Origin of the sequence: Pedobacter terrae, assembly GCF_036946585.1 — a bacterium.
GTDB classification, from domain to species: Bacteria; Bacteroidota; Bacteroidia; order Sphingobacteriales; family Sphingobacteriaceae; genus Pedobacter; species Pedobacter terrae_C.
Genome location: NZ_JAQIIV010000006.1, coordinates 218,080 through 243,601 on the forward strand (window position 1 = coordinate 218,080; position 25,522 = coordinate 243,601).

Below are 25,522 nucleotides of genomic sequence, written 5' to 3' on the forward strand. Positions count from 1 at the left end.
TAACCCAATTTACATCATGAAATTTAAGATCATGGCTTTTTTAGCCGTATGGATGAATATTGCCCTTACTTTTGCCCAGGTCCAAAGCCCACAGCCCAAAATTTACGGACGGGTAGTGGATGCCGAAGGAAAGGATTTAGAATTTGCTACAGTTGCCCTCCTTAAAGATTCGGTGCTTTTTAAAACCACCTTTACAGAGAAAGATGGATTGTTCAGTTTTGATCAGCTCGGATATGGAAAATATCTGATTAAAATATCGGTAGTCGGATCGCCTATATACCAAACCGATACATTGGTGCTGACTGCAGACCATAGCATTATTGCCTTACCAGATATTAAAATCAAAACCGGGGCAACCAATTTGAGAGAGGTAACCATTTCGGGGCAAAAAGCTTTTGTAGAGCGGAAAATAGACCGCACGGTCGTTAATGTAGATGCCTTGATTTCGAATGCAGGCACAACGGCGTTGGATGTGTTAAGTAAATCTCCTGGTATAAACGTAGATCAGAATGGTGTAATTTCGTTAAAAGGTAAAAACGGGGTAACTATTTTTATTGATGATAAACCAACTTATCTATCGGGTTCAGATCTGGAGAACTATTTGCGTTCCTTGCCTTCCTCTTCGCTTGATCAGATTGAGCTGATGACCAATCCACCTGCCAAGTATGATGCTGCAGGTAATGGAGGGGTAATTAATATCAAAACCAAGAAAACCAAAAACGCCGGTTTTAATGGGGGCATTAATCTGAGCTTGAACCAGGGCGAGCTAAGTCGTTCAAACAACAGTTTCAATTTTAATTACCGAAAAGGCAAGGTTAATGTTTTTGGAAACCTGAGCTATAACCTCAATAACAGTTTTACCGATCTTGATCTGAACCGGAAATATAAAAATGCCGATGGTAGTGCCAAATCCTACTTTAATCAAAATTCTTATTTCCGTAGACATGGCAATACTTTTAACCTGAAAACCGGACTTGATTATTATGCATCAGAACAAACAACATGGGGAGTGGTACTTACCGGAATGAACAGGGTTTCCAAACAGGTAAATAACAATACCAGTAACCTTTCTAATGCCTCAATGCAGTTAGATTCGGTAATCAAGGCGGAAAATATCGATCAGATTAAATACCAAAATGCAGGGGTAAATTTAAATTACAGGCATAAGTTTAAGCAGGCAGGACGAGAATTAACCTTTGATGCGGATTATCTGCTTTATCGGGATCAAACCGATCAAACTTATTATAATTTCAGTTACCTTCCCAGCGGAGTTTTAAAATACCAGGATATTTTGAGCGGAAATCTACCATCAGATATTGATATCTATACTGCTAAAATGGATTATTCGCATCCTTTGAGAAATAAGTGGAAGCTGGATGCAGGTGCTAAAACTGCTTATACCAAAACGGATAATATTGCTGATTACGCTAATACCGCAAATGGAAAAACAAACGCTGATTATGAAAAGAGCAATCACTTTTTGTATAAGGAGAATATAAATGCGGTTTACCTGAACATGAGCAGGGAAGGGAAGCGGTTTTCGCTCCAGGCAGGCTTGAGGTATGAAAATACGGTTTCAAATGGGCATCAGTTGGGCAATCCGATCAAGCCTGATTCTACGTTTAAAAGAACCTATAACAGTTTGTTTCCAACACTTTATTTCTCTTATAAGCTTGATACGGTAGGAAATAACGAAATAGGGCTGAATTATGGGAGAAGGATCGACCGTCCGTATTATCAGGACCTTAATCCATTCTTTTCGCCTTTAGATAAATTTACCTATTATGTTGGTAATCCGTTTTTAAAACCTTCATTTACACAAAGTATCGAACTTTCTCATACCTATAAAAGTAAGATTACTACCACGTTTAGTTATAGTTGGGTGAGGGATGAAGTGAATGAAACCATCGAAATTTTAAATGGAACTTACTATAGCAGACCAGCAAATGTGGGGAAAACTAGGGTAGCTAATATTTCGGTAAATGCAGAAATCGATCTTGTCAAATGGCTCAAACTGAATGCATATATTGAATACGCAAACATAGTTTCAAAAACTGATTTTTATACAGGCTTTTTGGTTACCAATGGAAGTTATTTAATGGCAAACCCGAATTTGCAATTCAAAATCAGTCCGACATGGAATGCTGAAGTAAATATTCGTTACCAAAGTAAACTGTCTAATGTGCAGTTTTTATCAGGCCAGGTGCATGAGTTTGGTGCAGCAGTGCAGAAAAAACTTTCATCAAAAAGCACGTTGAAATTAACTGCGAATGATATTTTTAGAACGAGAGTATACACGGGGATCATTAATAACCTTGCGAATGCAGAAGCAAATTGGGTTAACCGTCAGGATTCAAGATCAGTTGTGGTAAGTTTTAGTTATCGTTTTGGAAAGACCTTTTCATCTCCGGCCAAACATGAATCTTCTGGTGCTGATGCGGAAAAGAATAGGGTGAAGAATTAAGGTTTTAGATAATTAAGATTTCCGTGCTTTTTTCGGCGGAAATCTGCGAGGCCGGGTCGAATTGTGCAGATAGTATGATGGCTGGTGATAGTTTCTAATAAGGCGTTGTTCCACCAATAAATCCGTCATCTCGACCGCAGTGCCCGCCTGTGCGGACAGGCCTGCCCTTACAGGCGGGGAGAGATCTTTGAACTTTTCATAAACAGAGTCCGTCATTCCCGCGCAGGCGGGAATCTTAATGCGTTCGCTATTCTTTGCCCTTCGCTCAGTCTCGCCTCGGTTAGCCACCGAAGGGCTCTTTCTTTTCTCTTGATAGAAAAGAAACAAAAGATCAAGGCTAGCACCCTTCCTTGTAAAAACCTACGAAAATCTTTATTGCGGCAGCATCGAGGCTCTTAGCCCTTGCTTTGTACCACCGCTCCCGCTTTGATCCTGCCTTGGGCTGTGGGGGTATGAGGGGGAGTGCAAAGATTTCCGTGCTTTTTCCGGCGGAAATCTGCCAGGTCGGGCAGCAGGGTGCAGATCGCATGGAGTAGAGCATGGTTATAAAAAGTTGACAACTCTTCTTGCCTACACAATGTGGTTCAATAACAACACCCCAACAAGTCCTAAAACAGAAACTAAACTTTCCATCATGGTCCAGGTGCTAAAAGTTTCTTTAAGGCTGAGGTTAAAATATTCTTTAAACATCCAAAAACCGGTGTCATTTACATGCGAAAACATTAAACTTCCTGCACCAACGGATAATACCATTAGCTCTGGCGGTGCGCCGGGGCCAATTAAAGGAAGTACCATACCTGAAGCAGTTAATGCGGCTACGGTTGCCGAACCCAGGGTTACCCTGAGCGATGCGGTAATGAGCCAGGCGAGTAATAATGGGGATAAATTTAGGTTGCCAGTAAGTTGTTTTACGGTTTCGCCCATGCCGCTATCAATCAATATCTGTTTAAAGGCACCACCAGCGGCAATAATCAGGATAATCATGGCAATGCTTTTAACGCCTTCGGCACACGATTCCATGGCGTTTGTAATAGACGTTTTTTGAAGTGCCAGCGCGATAATAACCGAAATTAACAGGGCTGCGGTAGGATCGGCTAAAAATATAAACAGTGGTTTGCTAATGTAATTTATCTTGATACTGCTGCCAATGGTTCCGGCAATGATTAAAAATACCGGCAGCAATGCGGTAATAAAACTTCTTGAGATAGATGGAAGATTTTCTTCTTCACTAATACTAAAGTTCTGAACTGTTATCGATTGGTCCCGTTTGAGAATCAATCGCGGAAAGTAAATTCCCGCAATGACTGCAATGGGTACGCTTAAAGTCAAGCCGTAAATTAATGTTTTGCCAATATCGGCATGGAAAATTCCGGCTAAGGCTACGGGACCAGGGTGAGGAGGTAAAAAACCATGTGTAACCGAAAGGGCAGTGGCCATTGGGATACCAATGTATAATTTTGATAGCCCTGTTGCTGCTGAAATGGCAAAAACCAGAGGAATTAATACCACAAAACCAGCATTGTAAAATAATGGAATTCCCACTAAAAGACCCGTTAACAGCACTGCCCATTGGATATTTTTTTTACCAAAAGCGCCGATTAAAATGAAAACGATTTTTTTTGCCGATCCGCTATCTTCAATCAATTTACCCATCATGGCGCCCAGCGCCAAAACCATTACCATGCTGCCCAACGTACTGCCAATTCCGTTGCTAATGGAATTCATCACTTTGGTAACAGACATCCCGAGCAAAAGACCTGTAATAATTGCCACTGCCAGTAAGGCAATCATAGGGTTAATCTTTTTTAAGATCAATACAAAAAGCAATAGAATACCGAAAAGTAGGATCAATAATGACATTGGCTAGAAATATTAGGCGATGCGATTAAATATAGGCTTTTAATCCGACTATTTTTTAATCGTAATGGTTCTTCCGGTCACGAGGTTAAATTCGTAAATTCGGTAAAGGCCATCATCTTTTACCTCTATGCTTTCAACCAGGCCGGTTTTACTGAAAGTGTCGGTTACCATATCTCCGATTTTTACATCCTGAAGAATATCGCTCGGTGTATCGTTGTTTAATCTGATCATGATGTAAAAGTATCGATTATTAATAAAAGCTGCAGATTAGTTTAAACGAATTGAAATGCGGATAGCGTTTGGTGTTTATAAAAGGCATCGTCACCCTGAATTTATTTCAGGGTCTTCTGATGATAAGTAAACAGTAGCTGTGCTGATGTTAAATTAACGTGAATTATGGATAAAAGATCATTTGTGTTACTAAAAACTGTGTTTTTATATTAATTGAGCATTCTTTTTGTCCTGGCCGGACAGGCTTCTTTCTTTTTGACGTCAAAAAGAAACAAAAAACGCCGGCTGAAAATTTATTCATTGTTTGATAGGGTTTTCATCGGTATTCATGAGGGCTTCGCCGTTTTCTATTAAAGGCAGGAAGTGGGCTTTGCCTGTGCTTCCCGAAAAATTTGTTAGGCCGGTGATGCTGAGAACGAAGATTTTCTGCTTTGGCTTAGCCAAACGTTCATGCCTGTCGGTAAAATTAAGACCCATAACTCACGTTAAATTAATTTAGAGATGCTACTTTGAATGCGAGACAGATGCTGAAATAAATTCAGCATGACGACTTTAAAAAAACAACTTCTGAAAACTTTTAACTGAACACGTTTACCCTTCCGTTCTCAAAATCTTTAATGGTGGTTGGTTTAAAATACTTCTTGTACTTAACACGCCTGTAACCACTACAAGCAACACAATCGAGCCAAACAACAACAGGGTTGGCACCAATGGAGGTACAAAAGCTGCGTCGAAAGTAAATTTAGCCAATGCCCAGCTTCCGCTTATGGCTAAAATTAACCCGGCACCTGCCGCAAAAGCACCTAAAAAGAAATATTCGATTGCGTTTATCGCTATAATCTGTTTTTTGCTTGCACCCATGGTCCGTAATAAAATACTTTCTTTTATCCGTTGGTTTTTACTGGTTAATACTGAAGATACCAACACAATCCATCCGGTTACCATGCTAAAGCCAGCCATAAACTGAATCACAAAGCCGATTTTGCTTAATAATTCATCTAAAAGTTTTAATACGAGATCTAAATCGATAACAGATACATTCGGGAATTTTTGTACTACTTCTCCCTGAAAACGGGCTGAAACTTCGCCAGATGGTACCCTGGTCATCAACACATGAAACTGTGGTGCTTCTTCCAGTACACCAGCGGGAAAAACGACCCTGAAATTGGTTTGCATCCTGCTCCAGTTTACTTCTCTTAAACTTCCAACAACGGTTGGGATCATCATGCCTTGAACATTAAATAAGATTTTGTCATTCAGACCAACATTAATGGATTGGGCATAACGCTGATCCAGTGAAATATAAACCGTTTCATTGGGTTTTATTTTTCCAATCCATTTTCCTGATGTGATTTTTTCTGATGCAGTCAAGGTATCCTGATAAGTCGCCCTGATCTCGTTGCGGTAAGCCCGCCTGTTATTGGTGTCAGCACTGGCTTTCTTTCCATTAATTTCTTCAATACGCATGGTAATTACAGGTACCTGGTTCATTAATGGCAATTTGAAAGCCCTGGTTAAACTGTCTAATCCTTCTTTTTGCGTATTCTGGATATCGAACATCACCATGTTGGGCTGGTTATTGCCAGATGACAGTGTAACACGACTCATTAATATGCCCTGCACAAAAAATAGGGTGCAGATAAATGCAGTGGATAGGCCTATAGAAACCGTAAGCATTAAGGTTTGGTTATTTGGGCGGTAAAGGTTAGCAAACCCCTGTCGCCATAAATAACTAGATGAGTTTGGCAAAAGCTTTCGCACCAGAAACATCAGAATTTTAGACAATAAAATCAACAGTAAAAAAGCAATGGCAATACTGGCGGTAAATACCAGTGTCTGCAACCATGTTTTCATCTGCAGGTGTGTAAAAGCCATAATAAAGGCCGCCATCAGCAGATACACTACCCAGGTTAGCGGATCTCTTTTTCCGCCTGCTTTTTCGAAAGATATGCGGATGGCATTTAATGGCGAAATTTTTCTAACCGATAAAAGGGAGGGAAGGGCGAAGAGGACGGAGATGATCAACCCTAACAGAATACCCTGGCCTACAGCCGGCCACGAAACCTGCATGGTAATCTCGATCGGTAGAAAATCTTTTAATACCAATGGAAGCAAAAACTGTATGCCCGTACCTAAAGCCGCCCCTAATGTAGCAGCAATCAAGCCAATAAAAAAGACCTGTATCAGGTAGATCAAAAAGGCGTGACGGGATTTTAATCCTAAACACCTTAGCGTAGCAATGGCGCTTAATTTTTCCTGGATATACACGTGGATAGCACTGCCCACGCCAACGCAACCCAATAGCAGCGCAATAAAACCAGATAAAGCCAAAAAGCGGTTTACATCTTTAAACGATCTTCCGGTCTGTTCTTTTCGTGATTCTACTGTATCAGCATCAAAGCCTTCCTGTTCTAATTTACTATCGTTCTTTTTTACCCACTCATCTATTCCGGACGGATCATTGTACCTGAAATAAAATTTGTTATTGATCCGGCTTCCGGTTTTAATCAGGTTGGTTTTGTCGAGTATTTTTAGTGGGATGTAAACCGTAGGGGCTATACTGGCACCAATACCGGTTTGTCCGGGCGCTTTGGTTAAAGTGCCCAATATGTTAAAATTAAGGTCGCCTATTTTTACCGAATCACCAACTTTTGCATTAAACTGAAGCATCAGGGTCTGATCTACCAATGCATTTCTTCCAGATAGAAAATGCTTGGCAGCATCCGTCGGAATGGTTTCTATCACGCCATAGTAAGGATAATTTCCCTCCAGCGCCTTCATTTGTACCAAGCGGCTGCCTCCACCTTTCTGGAAATAAATCATTGAAGCAAAGGTTTTTTCCTGCGATCGCTCATCGCCAAGCGTATCGAGCATTTTTTGCATGGCTTTGCTTACACCTTTACGACTATCCAAAACCAGATCAGCCCCTGTAAGCTCTTTTGCCTGTGCATCAATATCTTTTTGCAGGTTATCTTTAAAGGAATAAACAGCAACTAGGGCTGCAATGCCCAAAATGATTGATGAGATAAAGAGCAGCAAACGGGCGCGGTTCTTCCTGCTATCGCGCCAAGCCATTTTAAATAGCCAGGAAAACGGAACAGATTGTTTTGGGAAGCTATTGGACATAAGTAGGATTTTCGTCTGAGATGATGATGCCACCTTTAATTTTAATGTTTCTTTCCGTTCTGGCTGCCAACTCAAGGTCATGCGTTACGATGATCAAAGTGGTTCCCGCATCTTTGTTTAAATCAAAAAGCAATTTGATTACTTTTTCACTGGTTTCGGCATCGAGGTTTCCGGTAGGTTCATCGGCAAAGAGAACCGCGGGTTGGTTCGAAAATGCTCTGGCTAACGAAATGCGCTGCTGTTCTCCACCCGATAACTGGATGGGATAGTGGTGCGAACGGTCGGCCAGCCCAACTTTATCCAGTAGTTCTAAGGCATGTGAACGGATATTTTTTGCGCCTCTTAATTCTAAAGGAACCATTACATTTTCCAAAGCGGTTAAAGTAGGTAGCAACTGAAAATTCTGAAAAATAAATCCTATATATTGATTTCTAACGGCGGCGCGCTGATCTTCATTTAAGTTTTCGAGTGCAATTCCGTTCAGTTCAACTGTTCCCCTGCTAGCCCTGTCCAACCCCGCGCATAAACCAAGCAAAGTAGTTTTTCCGCTTCCCGATGGACCTGTAATGGCTACCGTTGAACCCGCTGTTATCGAGAAATTAATATGATCCAGAACGGTGAGTTGCCGTCCGGCACTTTGGTAAATTTTGCTTACATTTCGGATGTTCAATATGCTTTCCAATAGCTGAATTTTTAGGGTTTGCGTATAGATATAGCCAAACATAACAGGGCATTGCCTGTTAAGATAATGGTTTGATAATTAGATACAGATTAATTAGATATGTTACGAAAACGATTAATGGGGCTATTTGTTTTGAGCCTTGTGGTGATAAGCTGCGGAAACAGGCAAAGTGAAAACAATACAGATAAAACTTTAGATTCAATTGACCAAAAGCAGACTGCTGTGGCAACAGGGCGAAAGAATATTCTTTTTTTTGGTACCAGTTTAACTGCGGGTTACGGGCTCGACCCAACGGAAGCTTACCCGGCATTAATCCAAAACCGGATTGATTCTCTAAAAATGCCTTATAACGTAATTAATGGTGGTTTAAGTGGAGAAACTTCTGCTGGTGGTAAAGCGCGGATTGATTGGTTGCTTAAACAGCGTGTATATATTTTTGTGCTTGAACTCGGCGCCAACGATGGACTTAGGGGATTGCCTGTTGCGCAAACCACTAAAAACCTCCAGGCCATTATCGATCGGGTAAAAGCTAAATACCCAGATGTTAAAATGGTACTGGCGGGGATGCAGGTTCCACCAAATATGGGTGCAAAATACGCCGCTGATTTTAAAAACATGTTTCCTGAACTGGCAAAGAAAAACCAAATGGCTTTGATTCCATTTTTATTGGATAAAGTGGGGGGTATTCCAAAATTAAACCAGGCGGATGGTATTCACCCAACGGCAGAAGGGGATAAGATTTTGGCAGAAAATGTTTGGGCGGTGTTGAAGGGTTTATTATAGTTTTTAACCGCAAAGGCCACAAAGTGCAAACGCAAAGGGCGCTAAGTTGCGCATATGTTTAAACAGTGTTCCGTGGTTTCCGTGTCTCCGTGGCAAAACAGCATTAGAAATTTTTTAACCACAGAGGGCAAAAAGAGAAAGCACAGAGGACGCTAAATTGCGCGTATGTTTAAATAGTGTTTCGTGGTTTCAGTATGTTCATCTTAAAAAGCTGCAAATTGTTTAACCGCCGAGGGCACAAAGAGAAAGCACAGCGGTTATAGCGTTACGAATTACCGTTTGATTTTAGCATTTATATTGAATTGATAATTTTTTTATCCGCAGCCAAAATTATATATTTGTTGCATATTTTGGCTGCAGATAATTTTCTATCCGCAGCCAAAAATTTATTTTTAACTATATTTTGGCTGCGGATAATTAATCCATTCGCTAATTCATAAAAGAAAAATGGAATTGCTCATCGGAAGAATTGCGGAAAGAAAAATACTCGAAGAAGTGCTCACATCACCTTCTTCAGAACTTTTAGCCATCTTTGGCAGGCGAAGGGTTGGAAAAACTTTTCTGATTCGTTCGTTTTTTAAAAAGCAGCTTATCTTCGAACTTTCGGGTGTTCATAATGCAAATGCTACGGAGCAGCTACTTAATTTTAGCAGATCGATGGCAGAGGCTTTAGGTTCCCGACTGGCAATCGCAACGCCTAAAAACTGGACGGAAGCTTTTTGGCAACTCCGTGAATTTGCAACACCAATACTCAAGAAAAGAAAAGCGGTAATTTTCTTTGATGAATTCCCTTGGCTAAGCTCACATAAATCGGGTTTTCTTTCTGCATTTGAATATTTCTGGAATCAATGGGCATCACAACAGCCAAATTTGATTGTTGCCATCTGTGGATCTGCTGCCACTTGGATGATCAAAAAAGTGGTGAACAGTAAAGGAGGCTTACATAACCGGCTGACGCGAAAAATACGTCTTTTGCCTTTCACATTGCATGAAACGGAGCAGTACCTTAAAAAAAATAATATCCATCTTGACCGTTACCAGATCTTGAATATTTTTATGGTGATGGGCGGTGTGCCACATTATTTAAAAGAACTTAAAAAAGGTGAAAGTGCTACCCAGGCTATTGATAGGCTTTGTTTTACTAAGGACGGCCTTTTGTCAACCGAGTTCGCAAACCTTTACCGTTCTCTTTTCGAAGCCGCAGACAGACATATTGCTATTGTTAAAGCACTGGCAAACAAACCATCGGGATTGACGAGGAACGAAATTATTGCCGCTTGTAGTCTAAAAAGCGGGGGAACTACCAGTATCTTGCTTGAAGAATTGGTAGAGTCTGGATTTATTACTCCTTACTTGCCTCTCCATAAAAATGCCAATAAAAGCATCTATAAACTTAGTGACGAATACAGCCTTTTTTACCTCAAATTTATCGAACATACCAGGTCTACCGGCGCAGGCACATGGCTAAAAAAATCATCTACCTCTTCGTGGAAAAGTTGGAGTGGCTATGCTTTTGAGGGGATCTGTATGAAACATTTAAGTCATATTAAACAAGCATTGGGCATTTCCGGGGTGTTTACCGAAACTTCAGCCTGGCGACATGTGCCAAAAACGGGAAACGGTGCGCAGATTGATCTATTGCTGGATCGACAAGATAATGTGATCAGTGTATGTGAAATGAAATTCTCCAATACTGAGTTCATAATAGACAAAGCCTATGCTGCCGAATTACAGTACAAACTTGACGCATTCCGCCGGGAGAGTAAAACTAAAAAAGCCCTGTTTTTAGCCATGGTTACTACATATGGTGTTAAAAGCAATATGTATACTATCGGTTTGGTACAGAATGAGGTTACCATGGGTGATTTATTCGACTTGTAGGATCAATATTATAACTCCTTCCTAAAACTTTTAAGTGTACCATTATTATTAAACTGGATATCGAAACGTTCACGGGTACCATTAATGCTCGCAGGGAACCAGCGCATATCGTTATCCCAGATAGAAACGTAGGCCGAAGTGGTTGGTACAGCACCCTCAATCTGAGTTACTTTTTCGTTATAGATTTTAATTACTTTTCGTGCATCTTCAAAACGCATCTTACTTAAAGGGAAAGTTCTGCTTTCGATATCTCTGGCCAATACCGGTTTTGGCGCAGACCATACCCCATCCCGATATTCATAAGCATCGGCATATTTAAGGTTTACAGGGTGTTGTAACATTATATTTATGGAGCCATTATCATAAAAATGAACCGATTGGTACACGATAATTTCTTTATTACGGTATTGAGGCAGTTTCTTTAATTGTTCTTGTGCAAATGCCAGTTCCGCAGTACTTAATAATCCTTTTTTAGTTTTTATGGCTTTTTCTGTATCAATGGTTTTAAGGCCGCCTTGTGGAAGTTTCATCTCTTTTAAAAACCTGTTTACCCTCTTCTGTATTTCTTTGGCTGTTGCTGGGCTTTGTTTCTGCTTTAGCAATTCAATGTCTTTAAACATCTCTTTTGCTTTGAGCTCCATTTCAGCTGTATTAAAGGTATCGTCATTTATAATGATGGTTCTTTCCTGTTGGCGCTTTATAAAAGGGATAGTAGATACTGTTGTAGTGCGTTTATCTTCTCCATTTCCATTTAATCTAACGCCGTTTCCTTGATTATAATTTTTAACTAAAGAATCGTTGGGATGAAAGGTTTCATTTACACTTTTGGTAATCTGTTTACAGCTCAAACCCAATAAGCTGAGCAATACAACCAGACCGTAAAGTTTTCTGAAATTTTTCATCAAAATTCTCCTTTAAGTTCGTTCAGGTCTTTTTCAAAGGCAATTTTTTGTGGTTCTTCTTTAAGGTAAAAAATAGAAAAATACTCCTGCCTAACACTATCCAGATCAAACAGATCCACAATCTTTTTAATATTGGCCCGATGTTTTTGGTTAAACTGATTGGTATATTCGAGTTCAAAATCGACCATCGGTTGGGCATTGATATACGTTCCGGTCTGGCTAAATTTGATTAATCTGGCAGTAGTCTGTATACCTTTAAATTTAATCAGGAATAATTGATGAGGTTTACCGATGAACTTTTTGGCTATGAAAGCGCCAAAAGTGCGATAAAGAAGCAGCATAAAGGCACAGGTTAATAAAGGATGGCCAATACCCATAAAACGCCAGCCCATACCATTGCTTTCTATATCATAAGAGTAAATGTAATACCAAACGACAAGGGATGTAAATGTGAGCCAGGCCAGGTTAGTCAGAAATATGGTCGTTTTTTTAATGCTTACCGCTGTAGAGGCAAAAATAAAGTAAGGGAATTTATTTACTTCTTTGTTGAGTAATACGCCAACAGTTTTGCCACCTTCGTAACGGCGTTCATAAGGTTTTGAATCATTTACCATGGCTTTTTGCATAACCATGCTACCCGACAGATTTTTAAACTGCAAAGTAAGTTCATAGGTATCGTAGGCAGCACCTGCTTTATGTATTCTTATCGATTCAAATATTTTGGCCTCCCGCGGTTCGCCGGTGATTTTAAGTTTTTCTATATTCCGTTTAATTAAAAAAGTGTGGATTACCCATTTTTGGTAATAACCAACTAATAATATGGTCCAAAGTAGTATTGATATGGCAAGTACAGATAGCGAATACCAGGGATTGTCGCCCATTAGGCTAGACATGCTATCGTTTTTGGTGTTGTAGTAGATGAACATGGGGAACGGAATAGCAAAAAACAGCATGTAAATTATCCAGAATATCGAAAGTCCTTTGTTCATGTTTTGGAATGGCCATGTTAATGTTTTAATCCTATATAATGATGATGTCTGATGTTCTTTATTTACCGGCCTACATGAATAATTTTTTGAATTTCCGCTAAAACTTCTGTTTCAAAAGTGGCTTGCCTAATCTGGCTTTTGCGGCTGCTGCCAAAGGCTTGGCTAATCGCAAAGCTTTTGCCAAATTTGTTCTGTTTATGTGATAAGGCATAATGTAACAGTCCATCTTCCTGTACATGAAGGATATATACATCTTCAAAAGCCATAATTTTTCGGGTAAATAATCCAGGGATTTTTTTATAAACCTGCCCGGTGTATTGGTCGAAAATATAGGTCACATTAAAATGGAAGATAAAATCGTAAAGTGCTGCTAGCGCTGATACAAACCCAATAGCCATTATGCCCCATTGCGTATCGCGATAGAGGTGTAGCAAAGGCGTTACCACAAATATTCCAAGCGCAAGGATTGCAAGAAATAAAATCTTGCCTTTATAATCCCGTTCAGGCTGAAAGCTGAGTTTCCCATTCCCTATTTCTATATTATATGCTGCCATATTTGTTCGTTTCTAATTTTGTGGCAGGCCCATGATCATGCTGATTTCTTCACTAAGTTTTTGCAGGGGTTTTGCTGTAAATAAGGTTTGCGCCAGTATGATATGCCTGGTTTTATTATCCTTTCTCATAACCATAATGGCTTGAACACTTACTGTGATAAAATAGCTTTTTTGTTTTGCGATAAGGAAATGGTCAAAATCATCAAAGCTATAGTATGCCGGAGCACTAAAGAAAAAGCGTTTACGCTGTATTTCGCGGTTTTGATCATTAAAAGAAACCGCTCCTGTTGTGCGCAGGATACACATTAGGCCTATGAAAGCAAATAAAGCCACATAAAAAAATGTCGCTTTGCTTGTGCTATACATCAATATGGCTACTATGGCCGCAACACAGAAAAAAGCAAGGGTGTACAATAGCCCCTTTTGTACTTTAAGGTTATATGTATTTCCTTCTTGTTTAAAATATTTTAATGTTTGCATTTGTTATTTTGTTATCATTTGTAGAATTTGGGGTGATCGCCCAAGCTGATATCGTATCTCACACGTTTTTTTGGCACTGCTCAAAATGGCATGCGGTGATGGCAAGAACCATCACCATCAGCATGACATTGTAATGTTGAGGCGCATAAACTTTTTCTAGTATTTACCCACAAATGATGATTTGTCTTCAAACCATTTGCCGATAAGTGGAACAGGTTTTAATGCACCATTGGCGGCATTGATAATTCCAATGATCCAAAGAATGATAAAAGCATAACCAACCAATCCTAAAAAGGATAAACTAGGCACTATACTAGCAATGATGGTAAAGGCGATGTTAAAGATAATACTTACAATAGCTAGACCCAATGATTGCCTTAAGTGATATTTAAGCAAAGTGTCAGCTTTATCTTTTCCGACAAAATAAGCGACTAACCAACCAATAAGGGTAATGTAAGAAACGATTGAAAGGGTTTTGTTGTCCATGATTTCTGTTTTTATAGATTGAATTATTTAGTTCAAATTTGAGGTAAACAATAGTTATCTAAAAGTAACTGACGCCTACAGAGCATCTACAACATTTCTTAAAACGTCTACAATACATCTACACTATGGTTTAATTAACTGTTTTTCAGATATTTATATCCTTTTGCATTTTTGTGATTTTGCCTACAATTATCACCCAACTCCAATCTTTATGCTAATTTTACCCGATGAAACATCAATATTTTAAAAAGATATTTCTCTTAATTGGCATTTGCATCAGTTATTTTCTAACCAGTGCACAAACTTTATTGGACAGTATTTCGCTTAATAGGCTAAGTGATAAAGATAAACCGGCATTGCTCACACAGCTTGCCGAAAGAAATAGAATTAATGGAGATTATAAAGCGGCAATTCGAAAGGCTCAACAGAGCGCAGCTCTAGCTTTAAATTTTAAAAATTTAACAGAAGCTACGAAAGCTTATACCATACAGGCTAGCATACATGCCACAACCAAGGCATTTGCTTTATCTAAAAAAGCAAGCGATAGTGCATTGATTATTGCCCAACAATCACGGCAGCGTATTGCAATGGCCTATGCATATTATGCCCAAGCTTTATTCTATAATGCGATTGATAATTCGGAGCAGATCACCAAATATTGTGGGCTTTCACTAAAATTGCTAGAAAAAATAGCTGACCCTTATCTTAGCGCCAAAATATATTACCTGCTTTACATGATCAATACCCATTGGGATGATATTAAAAATGTAAATAAATACGCCAGAGCGGCTACTGAAAATGCCCTAAAAACCACCGATTATAACCTATTAAGTAACTGTTATATCGCTTTATCTGTTGCTGCTGATTATAATTACGCCAGCACTAAAAATCAAGTGTTGCGCGACAGTATCATTTACTATTTAAATAAAGCCCAAAATCTTTATCAACAGTACCCCAAGTATGTTGCCCGCAAAACTTATGGAATTGCCTGTATCAATAGTGCGGATTATTACTTGCGTTATTTTGCTGATAACGATCAAGCTGCAAAAGCCAGTGCCATTCGCTATGCCGGTATGGCTAACGAAGTAATGAAGGGGGCCATCAATGGTGAAGAAATTAGGGCAAGCAGCTTGGGGATTTTAAGTGAATATGCGAAGAGAGCTAAAAATTTTGTGATGACCGAAGCTTACTTGCAAGAAGCCTATAGCGTATTAAAAACTCAAAAAGTACCTTACTATTATACTTTAATCAACATTTCGACCGCTCTAGCTACTTTTTATGAGCAACAGGGTAATTACGAAAAAGCATTGGAATTTCAAAAACGAGTAACCGAATACAATAGTAAATATTTTGATGAAAAAAGGACTTTAAATGCGCAAAAATTAGAGGTACAGTACGAGGCTGAAAAAAAGAGCAATGAGGTTAAGCTATTAAAGCAACGGGAAAAATATGCAAGGCAACAAAAATACCTGTACATTGGTATTGCCATTGTCTCTATATTAGGCCTTATCTTTATGTTTCGTTCTTACCACTTTAGGTTAAGGTACTCTCTGCAACGCGAACGGCAACTGCATTTGGAAAAACAGGATGCTGAATTACAGATGAAGTTTGAAAAAGAGGAGCAAGCCCGGCTAAAGGCAGAGCAGTTATTGTTGGAAAGTCAACAGCAACAATTGCAGAAAGAAGTAATGGCCAGTCAATTGCAGCTAGAGCATAAAAAGGAAATGCTTTTACAACTTAAAGAAAAACTTGGCGATAACCAACGACTTAATATTAACAAAATCTGGAATGAAGAGTTGCTGTTGGATAATGATTTCGAAGAGGCCAAATTCCAGATTCAACAGTTGCATCCTGAATTTTTTTCTTTGCTTAACCAAAAAGCACACCAGAAACTTACCTTGCTTGATCTAAAACTCTGTGCCTATCTTCATTTGAAAATGGATACTAAAAAGATTGCCCAGCTGATGCATATCGAGCCTAAAAGTGTGCGTATGAGCCGCTACAGGATAAAGCAGAAATTGGGTTTGGGTAAGGACGAAGACCTGAAACTGTTTTTACAGGATATGGGATAGTGCGTTTCTTGCCGTTAATTGAGGTGGTTAGCTGAATTAAACTGTTTTTGTATTTCGGCTAATTTATTTTCTTTTTTATTGATAAGCTGTCGCATTTCCAGTTTTTTGTTCAGTAACTGCCGCTGTTTAACCATTGCATTGTCGTGCACCTGTGCGGTACTTGTTTTATCCTGGCTTAGCTGTTGTATGGAGATTTCCTGGCGATCGGAAATTTCCAACTGTTTAAGGGCATCATAATAGCTGATTGCTGCCTTCTTTAATTCATTTCCATATTCGATATCATGTGTTTCCAGCGCGTTTATTTCATTGATAATTTGATTAAAGGCTCGTTCTTTATCATCAACCGCCTGCAGGGCACATTTAAAATCGCCATCAATGATACATTTAAGTTTTCTTTCGTTAGGCCCATTTTTGCCCACGATGATATTAAATACTGCCCTTTCTGCATGTAAAAGGACTGTATTGAGCCGAGCTACCTTTTTGGACTGACAAGAGATTAAACCAAAAATGAGCAGTATAAAAAAAATATTTCGCATAGCTCTTCTTATTTTCTATTTAGGTCTGTCATCAATAAAGGGTTATCCTTTTTTAAGTTTTTGATTAATGCTTCAACAGCTCCAACGGTAGGATTTTTTTTCAGCTCTTCTACTTCGGTATCTGTAATGCCTACCAACTGAAGAAAACTAAGTTCGCCATGAGGGGTTTCAATTTTTCCCAGTTCCGGATCCAACGCAAAAACAAAACCCGTGATCTGGGTATCGGTATTCAGCCTTATTGGTCCATTAGCAGGGACGAAATGGTTTTCCTCGAACCACTTACCGCTCGAAAATACATACCTGGCTAAGTTATTCATGACCTGGATAGCCCAGATGGGATCTTTTTCATCGTCTTTAAATGGTGCTAGCCTAAAGGTAAATTCAAAACCCCATTTGCTAAATTCTCCACCGGCTTTTTCTTCATCGTAATAAAGTTCGCTCATGCCGTAGCTAACAATGTGCCGATGGAAGCTTTGTTGGTTACTATCATAAATACTGGCACCATCTATCGGGTCTGTTCCGCCAGCTATATAATGGATTCCGCACAGCGGTGGATAATGGCGGGCTTCGGTAGTGCCATAAAGTTTTTCCAATTGGTCATCGATTGCTTGCCATCCGGGGCTATCATCTGGATTAAACTGTTGTTTATATTGTTCAGGAGTCATAACAAGGTGGATTAAGCTTAAAATGCTTTCAAAGATTTTGCCAGTTTATTGAAAGCAATGTCGTATCACTTTGATGTGGGATTTTTAAATAGTTCTGGTATTGAAGTTGAATTTCCTTTCAAATATTTTACCGATTAATGGAACTGGTTTTTCTAAACCATTATTGGCGGTTACTATGCCCAATAACATCAATATAAATGGGAGTAATAAAATAAGGTAAAATACCAAGCCTAATGAGGGAATTATCACCAGTATAAAACTGCTTAAGATACTTAATAGGACAGCAGTTATGATAATGCCAAGCGACTGCCCCAAATGGTAATTTGCCAATGCACTTTTTTCTTTCGATTTTTTAAATTCAAGGTAAGAAATAATCCATCCGATGAGCGTAATATAGGCAACTATTGCAATTGTTTTCTGTTTCATAGTTTTAATATTTAATAAAATGAACAATGCAAAATTATTGGTGTCTTCGCACTCACCCAAGAAAATGTTGCCTACATAGCAACTACTAACTTTTAAAATGTCGTCTACAAGGAGACTACAAAAACCTTTAAAATGGTTTGGTATCAATTATTTATTGTAATTCTGTTCCTGTAAATGTTTCTTTTCTATTTTTGATTATGCAGCTACCACTGAAAATATTATCGAGTACTTTAATTTGTCTTTTACTTTTTTTTAAAAGTGCCGAAGCGCAAAAAATCTATATCGATTCGTTAAACCGGTTATTGGCACATCGAAGCATCTCAAAGGAGGAAAAGGCAAATATATACTGCAAACTGGCCAAGGCTAATTTTGAAAAAAACCTTTCACTATCATTTCAACAGGCAAACGGGGCTATTAGGGTTGCCGCAGGGTTAAAGGATGGGAAAAGCAAAGCCATGGCCTATGCTACACTCGTACATTTGTATGTATGGAAAAAAGACCTTAAAAGTGCTTATGCAAGTTTGGATAGCGCCCGTTATTATGCCCAAAAAACAAAAGATCGTATTGCATTGGGATTTGTATGGTTTCGAGACGGCTGGTTAGACCTGGTAAACGACGAGAATGATAAATCAGTGATTAAGCTGTTGAAAGCCCTCGATTTTTTTAAAGGCCAGCAGGCAGATCATTACGAAAGTACCATATATCACTATCTGGCCAGTTTTTATGGCTATGGTAATGATCCATCAAAACAGCAGAAATATGCCAGGTTATGTTACCTTAGCGCGATAAAAAGTAAACAGGTTGATCTGCTAAACAATGCTTATTTTACTATTGGGCAAAGTTATTATGACCGTTTTAAGCAAGATACACTAAAACGCAACTTGCTCGATTCCGCTTTGTTGACCTACAAACAATCACTTCGGCTCTCAAAAGAACAGGAGGGACGAATGCTCACCTATAGCAATACCGCTGCAGCCGCTTTAAACACTGCCAATGCCTATTTTCAATATTATCCAGCTGCCTATCGTGATAGTGCCGAAAAATACGTCGACATCGCCATGAGAATTGCTGAAAAAACAAATTTACTTGAAGTTTTACTAAATTGCTATGGGTTAAGAAGCGAATATGCATTACGCGATGGAAATTATGCTGAAGCAGAAGAACTCCTTCTAGCCGGATTGAATAAAAGTTCTGGTGCAGTGGTAAAGATGCCATTAACGCAGGCCAGAATATACCAGGGCCTTGCCAATATTGCCGAAAAAAAAGGTAACCAGCAGGCCGCTATAGTGTATCTAAAACAGTATTTCAATTATTATAAAAAAGCTTTTGATGAAGAAAAAATAAACGGCACCATAAGGATAGAGGCGCAGTATCAATCGCAAAAAAAGGAACAGGAGATTGCCTATTTACAACAGCAAACCAAATATACCAAAAAACTAAATGTTTTCTATATCATTTCCGGACTAACAGGAATTGCCGCTTTGCTTTTATTGTTGATGTCGTATAATTATAAGCTTAAAGCATCGATCAGGAAGCAGGAACTGATTGACCAGGAGAAAAGAGCTGTTGAATTAAGGGCGCAACTAAAAGAGGCAGAAGCGATGCAACTTCAAACCGAGCAGGTTTTGCTCAAAGAGCGTCAGGAGCGGTTAGAGAAGGAAGTATTGGCTGGTAATTTACAGATTGAAGAAAAAAATGAGCTGCTTGAGCTGATAACTGAAAAGGTAAATCCTGAAAGTCATCTCTCGCTTGATGAGCAGATTAAGCGGATTGTGAACCAACAGAAAAAGATGGATAAAGTATTTGAAGAGCATAAGACGGATTTTTTTGAAACTAATCCTGCGTTTTTTGAACGCCTGCAGGAGAAAGCCAATCATGCACTTACCCGCCTCGACCTAAAATACTGTTCTTATATGTTGATGGGCTTAACAAATAAAGAGGTTTCCGTTCGTTTAGGTATCGAACCAAAAAGTGTGCGGATGAGCCGTTACCGGATTAAACAAAAGTTGGGTTTGGGCAAAGATGAAGATTTAAATCTGTTTTTACAGCAGTTAGGGTAAGTGTCAGGTAGATTGAACAATAGGAAGTCGACAAGACTATATTTTAAAAAAAGCCTATTCCGAAAAAAAAACGTACAGATAGCAAATATTGATTTTAGAATTTTAAACGCGGTCAATAGCTTTAAGAATACGCCCTAACCGTTCGGCTACGGTGACATCTCCTTCAATTTTTATAACCGGGCAGTTTACACCTGCCAGCCAACTTTCATGAATACCAATATTCCTTCCCGTAAAAGAGCGGTCATCATATTTTGATGCCCAATCTATAAACTCCAAAAACAATTCGTGACGCTGTGGATCATCATAAATATTGTTTCCATACCTTTCTATTTCCCTCTCCACCAGGCGTTCCAGCCTGATTTCTTTCGGTAGGTAGAGAAAAACCGCGAGGTCGAACATTTGTTTCCACTCCTCTCCCCAGCTTACCAGCGAGCCACCTATAATATAGCTTTCTGTTTTGCTTAATTCATCCTTAAGCATCTGGTTCCGTAATATAGGATCTCTCTTTATTGTATAAGGAACAACCGATTTCTCCCAAAAAAAACGATCAGTATCAAAATAGGGGATATTTAATCTGGCAGACAAAGCTTCGCCCAGTGTTGTAGTGCCTGCACAGGATGCACCAAGGATATGGATTTTCATGGCATAAAGATATTGTAAACTGATGTGTTTCAGGTAGCCGAAAATAACGTAAAAAATGCTTTAATAAGGGGCAAATTTGGATTTCTTTAGTGGACACTTGATTTGAAGAATTTTAAACAATGTGATTTCCCTGACTTCCAGCAAATAACTTTAATGAAATGATGCAGACCACTAGATCGGATGCATCGAAAAAATAGATTTTTTTACGATTAAGGGATTGGTTGACGCTCCACTATTGAAGTTGAAGCCAACGCCAGCGCTAATCTATTTTAGAAATTGATCATCGCAACATAACTTTTACGACTGGTTTCTTACACCGTAAGCTGCTCTCTAGTTTAATATGCTTTACTAAAATCTTCTTCCGATGCTTCAGCGCCAGCATAAATTTAATATTAAGTTCCGTTTTTCTGTGTGAAACATTTTTATCCCCCCTATTATGCGGAAATGTCCCTCCTGCCTGAAAAAAAATACCTGTTATTTTATCCTACCAAATACAATCCAAACAACATGATTTTACCTATTACTATAACTGACGATACCTGAGCTTTATGTGCTTGCCCGTTCAACTATATAAGGCTTTTTGGGCCTTATAGTGATCAAATAACTGTTTACCGGAATCTATACCGATAGATCCTAACCAAATAAATATGACTAATTATTACTTAAAATTTAGAAAAAGACAGGATTTAAAAATCCTGGGTAAATTGTTTCTTTGTTTTGCTCTGCTGTTTACCTTTCCCTTTATTGGTTTTGCACAAAACAAAACGCTTACCGGAACAATTAAAGATGCCAAAAATGGTGAATTACTACCTGGTGTTGTTATAAAAGTTCAGAACGGAACTTCAGGTACCAGCACTGATGCCAATGGCCGATTCCAAATCCAGGTGCGCAGCACGGATGTGCTGGTTATCTCATTTGTTGGCTACGTGACAAAGACTGTTGCTGTACCTGCAGCAAATACTTTGGAAGTTAGCATTAGTGAAGACACGCAGAACTTAAACGATGTGGTGGTGATTGGCTACGGTACCATGAAAAAGAAAGATTTAACTGGTGCAATTACACAAATACGTCCAGATAAAATTGCAGATCAAAATCCAAATACTACACAGGATATCCTTCGTGGCACGCCAGGAGTAACAGTAGGCTTTGATGCATCTGCCAAAGGTGGAGGCTCAATTCAAATCAGGGGCCAAAGATCTGTTTACACTGCAGGCGGCCACAATGATCCCTTACTGGTTTTAGATGGTGCGCTATTTTACGGGGAACTTTCGGAGATTAATCCTGATGATATCGAAGCAATTGATGTGTTAAAAGATGCTTCTGCTGCCGCTGTTTATGGTGCCAAATCGGCTAATGGTGTATTGATTATTACCACTAAAAAAGGTAAAACAGGCAAGCCAAGAATTACCCTTTCCAGCAATTTTGCACTGGCTACAATGGGTGCCAACCGAAATGTATTTGATGGTGAAGGTTATATGCAATATCGCCAGGACTGGTATACCGCACCAACCTATGGCCTAAACGCCACAACCGGAAATTATGAAGCCTATCAATCTACATTTAGAGCACAACCCGGTTATTATGTAAACCCAACAGCGGAAAACCTGAGTAAATACGGAATCACGCTTGCGCAATGGAAAGCTTATACTGCTAACGGAAATGGCACTGCATCAGACAACGAAATTTGGGCAAAACGACTTTTATTACAAGGAACGGCCTTAAATAATTTCCTGACAGGACAAACATTTGATTGGTATGATCACAGTTTCCGTACCGGAAAAAATCAAGATTATAACCTCAGTGTTTCAGGAGCAAGTGATAAAATGAACTATTACATGTCACTTGGCTATCTTGATAATCAAGGTGTAGCGGTGGGTAATAACTATAGGGCCATTCGCTCTAACTTAAAAGTTGAAGGAAAAATAACGGACTGGCTGGAAATTGGTGCCAATATCAACTTTCAAAATCGTACTGATGGCGATTTAGCCGTTGATTGGGGAAGACAAATCATCAACAATGCACCTTATGCCAGTTACCAGGATGCCAACGGAAATTTACTTGTTCATCCAATGGGTGACAACATGGTAAATAACTATGGCTACAACTACGACTTTGACAGAGGATACCGGGACTTAGATAAAGGATATACTGTTTTCAATACCATCTTTACGGCAAAGGTAAAACTTCCATTTAATATTAATTATTCATTTAATGGTTCACCAAGATATCAGTTTTTTCATGATCGTTATTGGGAATCAGCGAGTCACCCCGATTGGAGAACGACAAATGGATTAGTAAACCGGGAACAAACGCAACGTTATGATTGGTCGCTTAACAATACTTTAAGCTGGGAACATACATTCGCCCAAAAGCACCGTTTTAGTGTAACCTTAGTACAGGAAGCAGAAAAAAAAACAATCATGGCTGGATAGAATTGAAGCCAGAAACATTCTTCCAAGTGACGCATTAGGCTACCACGAAACCTATTATGGAGATAAAAACAGAAGTAGTTACGATTCTAATGATGTAAAAGAAACTGCGGATGGATTGCTTGGACGCCTTTTTTATTCTTATGATGATCGGTATATGTTAACCACTTCAATCAGAAGAGACGGGTATTCTGCATTTGGGACATCAAACCCTAGAGCAAATTTTTTCTCTACCGCTTTTGCCTGGACGTTTACCAACGAAAAATTCTTTAAGTGGAAACCGCTTAATAACGGTAAACTCAGACTTTCGTGGGGGCAAAATGGTAATCGCCAGCTGGATGATCCTTATCTGGCGCTGGCCAATCTGGGTGCCGGTGTAGGGGCAACAATGGGATATTTGGACAATAGCGGAAATCTAATTCAATATCGGTATTTAACTGTTGGCCGTTTGGCAAACCCAGACTTGCATTGGGAAAAAACGGAATCCTTTAACGCTGGGTTGGATTTAGGCTTTTTTAACGACAGGTTAACTGCTACCATGGATTACTATATTACGCCGACAGTTGATATGATCATGAACAGAAGTTTACCTGGTTTTACTGGCTTTGGCAGTATTACAACAAATCTGGGAAAGGTAGAAAACAAAGGTTTTGAAATTAGCCTAAATTCGTTAAACATTAAAAACAGCAACTTCAGCTGGAGTACTACAATTGGTTTTTCTAAATACAAAAACACCATTAAACATCTTTATTATGTGTATGATAATGTTTTGGATGCACAAGGCAATGTTACAGGAACCAAAGAACGTGATGATATTGGAAACGGTTGGTTTATTGGGCAACCAATAAGCGCCATATGGAACTACCGGGTTACGGGAATCTGGCAGGCAAATGAAGCAGCGGAAGCGGCACGTTACAATCAGCGTCCGGGAGACCCAAAGGTAGCCAATAATTTTACTGGTGATGATATTGTGAATGCCAATGGCACAACAACCCCGGTATATAATGATAATGATAAAGAATTTCTTGGCCAAACCGCACCACCAATCCTATGGTCGATGCGTAACGATTTTACCTACAAAGCATTTAACTTTTCTTTCAACATGTATTCTTATTGGGGTCACAAGAGTTTAAGTGGCGCATATCTCAATCAAGATAATGGAACTTCACTGGTGACCAATCTGGCTAATGCCTATCAGAAAGAATATTGGACTTTAGAAAATCCTTCCAATGAATTTGCCCGTCTGGATGCAAAAGGGCCAAGTGGTGTAAATTCACCTGGCCGCCTGTTTGATAGGTCTTTTATCAGATTAGAAAATGTAACCCTTGGTTATACTGTGCCGCAAAAATGGGCTTCGACATTAGCACTCGAAAAAGTAAAGTTGTACGCAACTGTAAGGAATGTTGCGGTATGGGCAAAAGATAAAAACTGGGATTACTGGGATATTGAAACTGGTGGACTTGCACCAAGAATTTACACCTTCGGATTAAACGTTACTTTTTAATTGAAACCGATGAAAAAAATGATAATAACATCAAAAATAGCTTGCAACATTACAAAATTGTTTTTGTTGCTGACAACAACTATGGTCGTTTTTCCAGCATGTAAACGCTCCTACCTAGACCCTGATCCGCTTTCTCTGTACGAGCCTGGGAAGACGTTTTCTACCAAAAGTGGTTTGGACGCTGCAATGGCCATTTGCGACAGACACCTCCGATCGTATTGGACCTATTTTGAATACACCGATTTAAGCTTGCCTATCAGCACCGAATATATGTTTTCAGATGTGGCTGTGGCATCAAAAACAGATGACGGAAATATATTTGCGGACATCGCTACCAGATTAACACCAACTGACCTTCCGGAAAGAGTTCCTTATTTTTGGAATGAGAGCTATAACGGGATCAAGTATGCCAATACCATTCTCAGTTTTATTGGTAATGTGGAAGGTTTGGATGAAAACATAAAAAATCAATACCGTGGAAGAGCGCTTTTTCACCGGTCATTCCGTTATCTAGCCTTGTGTTTTGAATTTAAAGATGTTCCTCTGGTTACAAAAATCCTTCAAATTCCAAAAACAAACTATCGCTCTACCAAAAGGGAGGCAATTTTGCAAATGATCACTGCAGATATGGAACAGGCTGTAGCCTGGGTACCAGACCAGGCGCAAACCACACTAATTGGGTTAGTGAACAAAGGAGCCTGTCGTCAATTGCTGATCAAGTGTTATTTGGCAACCGGGCAATACGATAAG

The 25,522-nt window shown here is 39.2% G+C and carries 22 protein-coding genes; 8 read left to right on the plus strand and 14 right to left on the minus strand.

The features are described 5' to 3' along the window. Window positions 1–16: 16 nt before the first annotated feature. Window positions 17–2,464, plus strand: coding sequence for an outer membrane beta-barrel protein (locus tag PGN18_RS11485; RefSeq protein WP_335319633.1), 2,448 nt, complete (start codon window positions 17–19; stop codon window positions 2,462–2,464). 570 nt (window positions 2,465–3,034) lie between these two features. On the opposite strand, the gene PGN18_RS11490 is transcribed toward PGN18_RS11485, so the two are convergent. The 5 genes from PGN18_RS11490 to PGN18_RS11510 all read right to left on the minus strand — a co-directional run bounded on the left by PGN18_RS11490 (window position 3,035) and on the right by PGN18_RS11510 (window position 8,405). Beyond that, entirely contained in the window at window positions 3,035–4,324 is a 1,290-nt protein-coding gene (locus PGN18_RS11490; protein ID WP_335319634.1) for a gluconate:H+ symporter, read from the minus strand. Window positions 4,325–4,372: 48 nt separating this feature from the next. Then, window positions 4,373–4,555 (minus strand): hypothetical protein, encoded by a 183-nt coding sequence (locus PGN18_RS11495; RefSeq protein ID WP_335319635.1) that lies wholly within the window; start codon window positions 4,553–4,555, stop codon window positions 4,373–4,375. 297 nt (window positions 4,556–4,852) lie between these two features. Next, window positions 4,853–5,032 carry a hypothetical protein gene (locus PGN18_RS11500; protein WP_335319636.1) on the minus strand — a complete coding sequence of 60 codons (180 nt, stop codon included), beginning with the start codon at window positions 5,030–5,032 and terminating at the stop codon, window positions 4,853–4,855. A gap of 114 nt (window positions 5,033–5,146) precedes the next feature. Continuing rightward, window positions 5,147–7,681, minus strand: coding sequence for an ABC transporter permease (locus PGN18_RS11505; RefSeq protein WP_335319637.1), 2,535 nt, complete (start codon window positions 7,679–7,681; stop codon window positions 5,147–5,149). Next, window positions 7,671–8,405, minus strand: coding sequence for an ABC transporter ATP-binding protein (locus tag PGN18_RS11510; RefSeq protein WP_335319638.1), 735 nt, complete (start codon window positions 8,403–8,405; stop codon window positions 7,671–7,673). The genes PGN18_RS11505 and PGN18_RS11510 overlap by 11 nt, the downstream gene beginning before the upstream one ends. Before the next feature lie 57 nt (window positions 8,406–8,462). On the opposite strand from PGN18_RS11510, the gene PGN18_RS11515 reads away from it, so the two are divergent. Then, window positions 8,463–9,146 (plus strand): arylesterase, encoded by a 684-nt coding sequence (locus tag PGN18_RS11515; RefSeq protein WP_335319639.1) that lies wholly within the window; start codon window positions 8,463–8,465, stop codon window positions 9,144–9,146. Window positions 9,147–9,593: 447 nt separating this feature from the next. After that, window positions 9,594–11,027, plus strand: coding sequence for an AAA family ATPase (locus PGN18_RS11520; protein ID WP_335319640.1), 1,434 nt, complete (start codon window positions 9,594–9,596; stop codon window positions 11,025–11,027). A gap of 8 nt (window positions 11,028–11,035) precedes the next feature. On the opposite strand, the gene PGN18_RS11525 is transcribed toward PGN18_RS11520, so the two are convergent. From PGN18_RS11525 to PGN18_RS11545, 5 genes are all read right to left on the minus strand, one after another. Further along, the gene (locus tag PGN18_RS11525; protein ID WP_335319641.1) at window positions 11,036–11,929 is read right to left on the minus strand and encodes a hypothetical protein; all 894 of its coding nucleotides are present in this window, start codon (window positions 11,927–11,929) and stop codon (window positions 11,036–11,038) included. After that, a complete protein-coding gene (locus PGN18_RS11530; protein ID WP_335319642.1) occupies window positions 11,929–12,918 on the minus strand; it encodes a hypothetical protein in 990 nt (329 codons plus the stop codon). Before PGN18_RS11530 ends, PGN18_RS11525 begins: the two co-directional genes overlap by 1 nt. A 62-nt stretch (window positions 12,919–12,980) precedes the next feature. Continuing rightward, complete coding sequence (locus PGN18_RS11535; protein ID WP_335319643.1) at window positions 12,981–13,472, minus strand: hypothetical protein; 492 nt, start codon at window positions 13,470–13,472, stop codon at window positions 12,981–12,983. 12 nt (window positions 13,473–13,484) lie between these two features. Next, window positions 13,485–13,952 (minus strand): hypothetical protein, encoded by a 468-nt coding sequence (locus PGN18_RS11540; protein ID WP_335319644.1) that lies wholly within the window; start codon window positions 13,950–13,952, stop codon window positions 13,485–13,487. 156 nt (window positions 13,953–14,108) lie between these two features. Next, the gene (locus PGN18_RS11545; RefSeq protein WP_335319645.1) at window positions 14,109–14,438 is read right to left on the minus strand and encodes a DUF4870 domain-containing protein; all 330 of its coding nucleotides are present in this window, start codon (window positions 14,436–14,438) and stop codon (window positions 14,109–14,111) included. Between the two features lie 227 nt (window positions 14,439–14,665). Between PGN18_RS11545 and PGN18_RS11550 the strand changes: the two genes are divergently transcribed. Further along, on the plus strand, window positions 14,666–16,510 hold the full coding sequence (locus PGN18_RS11550; protein ID WP_335319646.1) for a helix-turn-helix transcriptional regulator: 1,845 nt from the start codon (window positions 14,666–14,668) through the stop codon (window positions 16,508–16,510). A 14-nt stretch (window positions 16,511–16,524) separates the two neighbouring features. Here the strand turns inward: PGN18_RS11550 and PGN18_RS11555 are convergent, their stop codons facing one another. The 3 genes from PGN18_RS11555 to PGN18_RS11565 form a co-directional block, all read right to left on the minus strand. Further along, the gene (locus tag PGN18_RS11555; protein ID WP_335319647.1) at window positions 16,525–17,046 is read right to left on the minus strand and encodes a hypothetical protein; all 522 of its coding nucleotides are present in this window, start codon (window positions 17,044–17,046) and stop codon (window positions 16,525–16,527) included. 8 nt (window positions 17,047–17,054) lie between these two features. Further along, a complete protein-coding gene (locus PGN18_RS11560) occupies window positions 17,055–17,711 on the minus strand; it encodes a suppressor of fused domain protein (protein ID WP_335319648.1) in 657 nt (218 codons plus the stop codon). Window positions 17,712–17,795: 84 nt separating this feature from the next. Continuing rightward, entirely contained in the window at window positions 17,796–18,137 is a 342-nt protein-coding gene (locus tag PGN18_RS11565) for a DUF4870 domain-containing protein (protein WP_335319649.1), read from the minus strand. Between the two features lie 197 nt (window positions 18,138–18,334). On the opposite strand from PGN18_RS11565, the gene PGN18_RS11570 reads away from it, so the two are divergent. After that, window positions 18,335–20,197: a LuxR C-terminal-related transcriptional regulator gene (locus PGN18_RS11570; protein ID WP_335319650.1), complete on the plus strand. Its 1,863-nt coding sequence runs from the start codon at window positions 18,335–18,337 to the stop codon at window positions 20,195–20,197. A gap of 102 nt (window positions 20,198–20,299) precedes the next feature. On the opposite strand, the gene PGN18_RS11575 is transcribed toward PGN18_RS11570, so the two are convergent. Further along, complete coding sequence (locus PGN18_RS11575) at window positions 20,300–20,839, minus strand: AAA family ATPase (RefSeq protein ID WP_335319651.1); 540 nt, start codon at window positions 20,837–20,839, stop codon at window positions 20,300–20,302. 647 nt (window positions 20,840–21,486) lie between these two features. Between PGN18_RS11575 and PGN18_RS11580 the strand changes: the two genes are divergently transcribed. The 3 genes from PGN18_RS11580 to PGN18_RS11590 form a co-directional block, all read left to right on the plus strand. After that, window positions 21,487–23,271, plus strand: coding sequence for a TonB-dependent receptor plug domain-containing protein (locus tag PGN18_RS11580; RefSeq protein ID WP_335319652.1), 1,785 nt, complete (start codon window positions 21,487–21,489; stop codon window positions 23,269–23,271). Window positions 23,272–23,287: 16 nt separating this feature from the next. Continuing rightward, window positions 23,288–24,772: a TonB-dependent receptor domain-containing protein gene (locus PGN18_RS11585; protein ID WP_335319662.1), complete on the plus strand. Its 1,485-nt coding sequence runs from the start codon at window positions 23,288–23,290 to the stop codon at window positions 24,770–24,772. Window positions 24,773–24,781: 9 nt separating this feature from the next. Further along, window positions 24,782–25,522 (plus strand): RagB/SusD family nutrient uptake outer membrane protein (locus tag PGN18_RS11590; protein WP_335319653.1); only part of this gene is annotated, 741 nt, incomplete at its 3' end.

What these genes read in the sequence shown, in the direction of transcription:
- PGN18_RS11565 (WP_335319649.1), bottom strand. Translation starts at nt 18,137, where the DNA reads ATGAAACAGAAAACAATTGCAATAGTTGCCTATATTACGCTCATCGGA.
- PGN18_RS11525 (WP_335319641.1), bottom strand. Translation starts at nt 11,929, where the DNA reads ATGAAAAATTTCAGAAAACTTTACGGTCTGGTTGTATTGCTCAGCTTA.
- PGN18_RS11495 (WP_335319635.1), bottom strand. Translation starts at nt 4,555, where the DNA reads ATGATCAGATTAAACAACGATACACCGAGCGATATTCTTCAGGATGTA.
- PGN18_RS11505 (WP_335319637.1), bottom strand. Translation starts at nt 7,681, where the DNA reads ATGTCCAATAGCTTCCCAAAACAATCTGTTCCGTTTTCCTGGCTATTT.
- PGN18_RS11490 (WP_335319634.1), bottom strand. Translation starts at nt 4,324, where the DNA reads ATGTCATTATTGATCCTACTTTTCGGTATTCTATTGCTTTTTGTATTG.
- PGN18_RS11540 (WP_335319644.1), bottom strand. Translation starts at nt 13,952, where the DNA reads ATGCAAACATTAAAATATTTTAAACAAGAAGGAAATACATATAACCTT.
- PGN18_RS11530 (WP_335319642.1), bottom strand. Translation starts at nt 12,918, where the DNA reads ATGAACAAAGGACTTTCGATATTCTGGATAATTTACATGCTGTTTTTT.
- PGN18_RS11575 (WP_335319651.1), bottom strand. Translation starts at nt 20,839, where the DNA reads ATGAAAATCCATATCCTTGGTGCATCCTGTGCAGGCACTACAACACTG.
- PGN18_RS11545 (WP_335319645.1), bottom strand. Translation starts at nt 14,438, where the DNA reads ATGGACAACAAAACCCTTTCAATCGTTTCTTACATTACCCTTATTGGT.
- PGN18_RS11560 (WP_335319648.1), bottom strand. Translation starts at nt 17,711, where the DNA reads ATGACTCCTGAACAATATAAACAACAGTTTAATCCAGATGATAGCCCC.
- PGN18_RS11535 (WP_335319643.1), bottom strand. Translation starts at nt 13,472, where the DNA reads ATGGCAGCATATAATATAGAAATAGGGAATGGGAAACTCAGCTTTCAG.
- PGN18_RS11555 (WP_335319647.1), bottom strand. Translation starts at nt 17,046, where the DNA reads ATGCGAAATATTTTTTTTATACTGCTCATTTTTGGTTTAATCTCTTGT.
- PGN18_RS11580 (WP_335319652.1), top strand. Translation starts at nt 21,487, where the DNA reads ATGACTAATTATTACTTAAAATTTAGAAAAAGACAGGATTTAAAAATC.
- PGN18_RS11550 (WP_335319646.1), top strand. Translation starts at nt 14,666, where the DNA reads ATGAAACATCAATATTTTAAAAAGATATTTCTCTTAATTGGCATTTGC.
- PGN18_RS11515 (WP_335319639.1), top strand. Translation starts at nt 8,463, where the DNA reads ATGTTACGAAAACGATTAATGGGGCTATTTGTTTTGAGCCTTGTGGTG.
- PGN18_RS11500 (WP_335319636.1), bottom strand. Translation starts at nt 5,032, where the DNA reads ATGGGTCTTAATTTTACCGACAGGCATGAACGTTTGGCTAAGCCAAAG.
- PGN18_RS11485 (WP_335319633.1), top strand. Translation starts at nt 17, where the DNA reads ATGAAATTTAAGATCATGGCTTTTTTAGCCGTATGGATGAATATTGCC.
- PGN18_RS11520 (WP_335319640.1), top strand. Translation starts at nt 9,594, where the DNA reads ATGGAATTGCTCATCGGAAGAATTGCGGAAAGAAAAATACTCGAAGAA.
- PGN18_RS11510 (WP_335319638.1), bottom strand. Translation starts at nt 8,405, where the DNA reads ATGTTTGGCTATATCTATACGCAAACCCTAAAAATTCAGCTATTGGAA.
- PGN18_RS11570 (WP_335319650.1), top strand. Translation starts at nt 18,335, where the DNA reads ATGCAGCTACCACTGAAAATATTATCGAGTACTTTAATTTGTCTTTTA.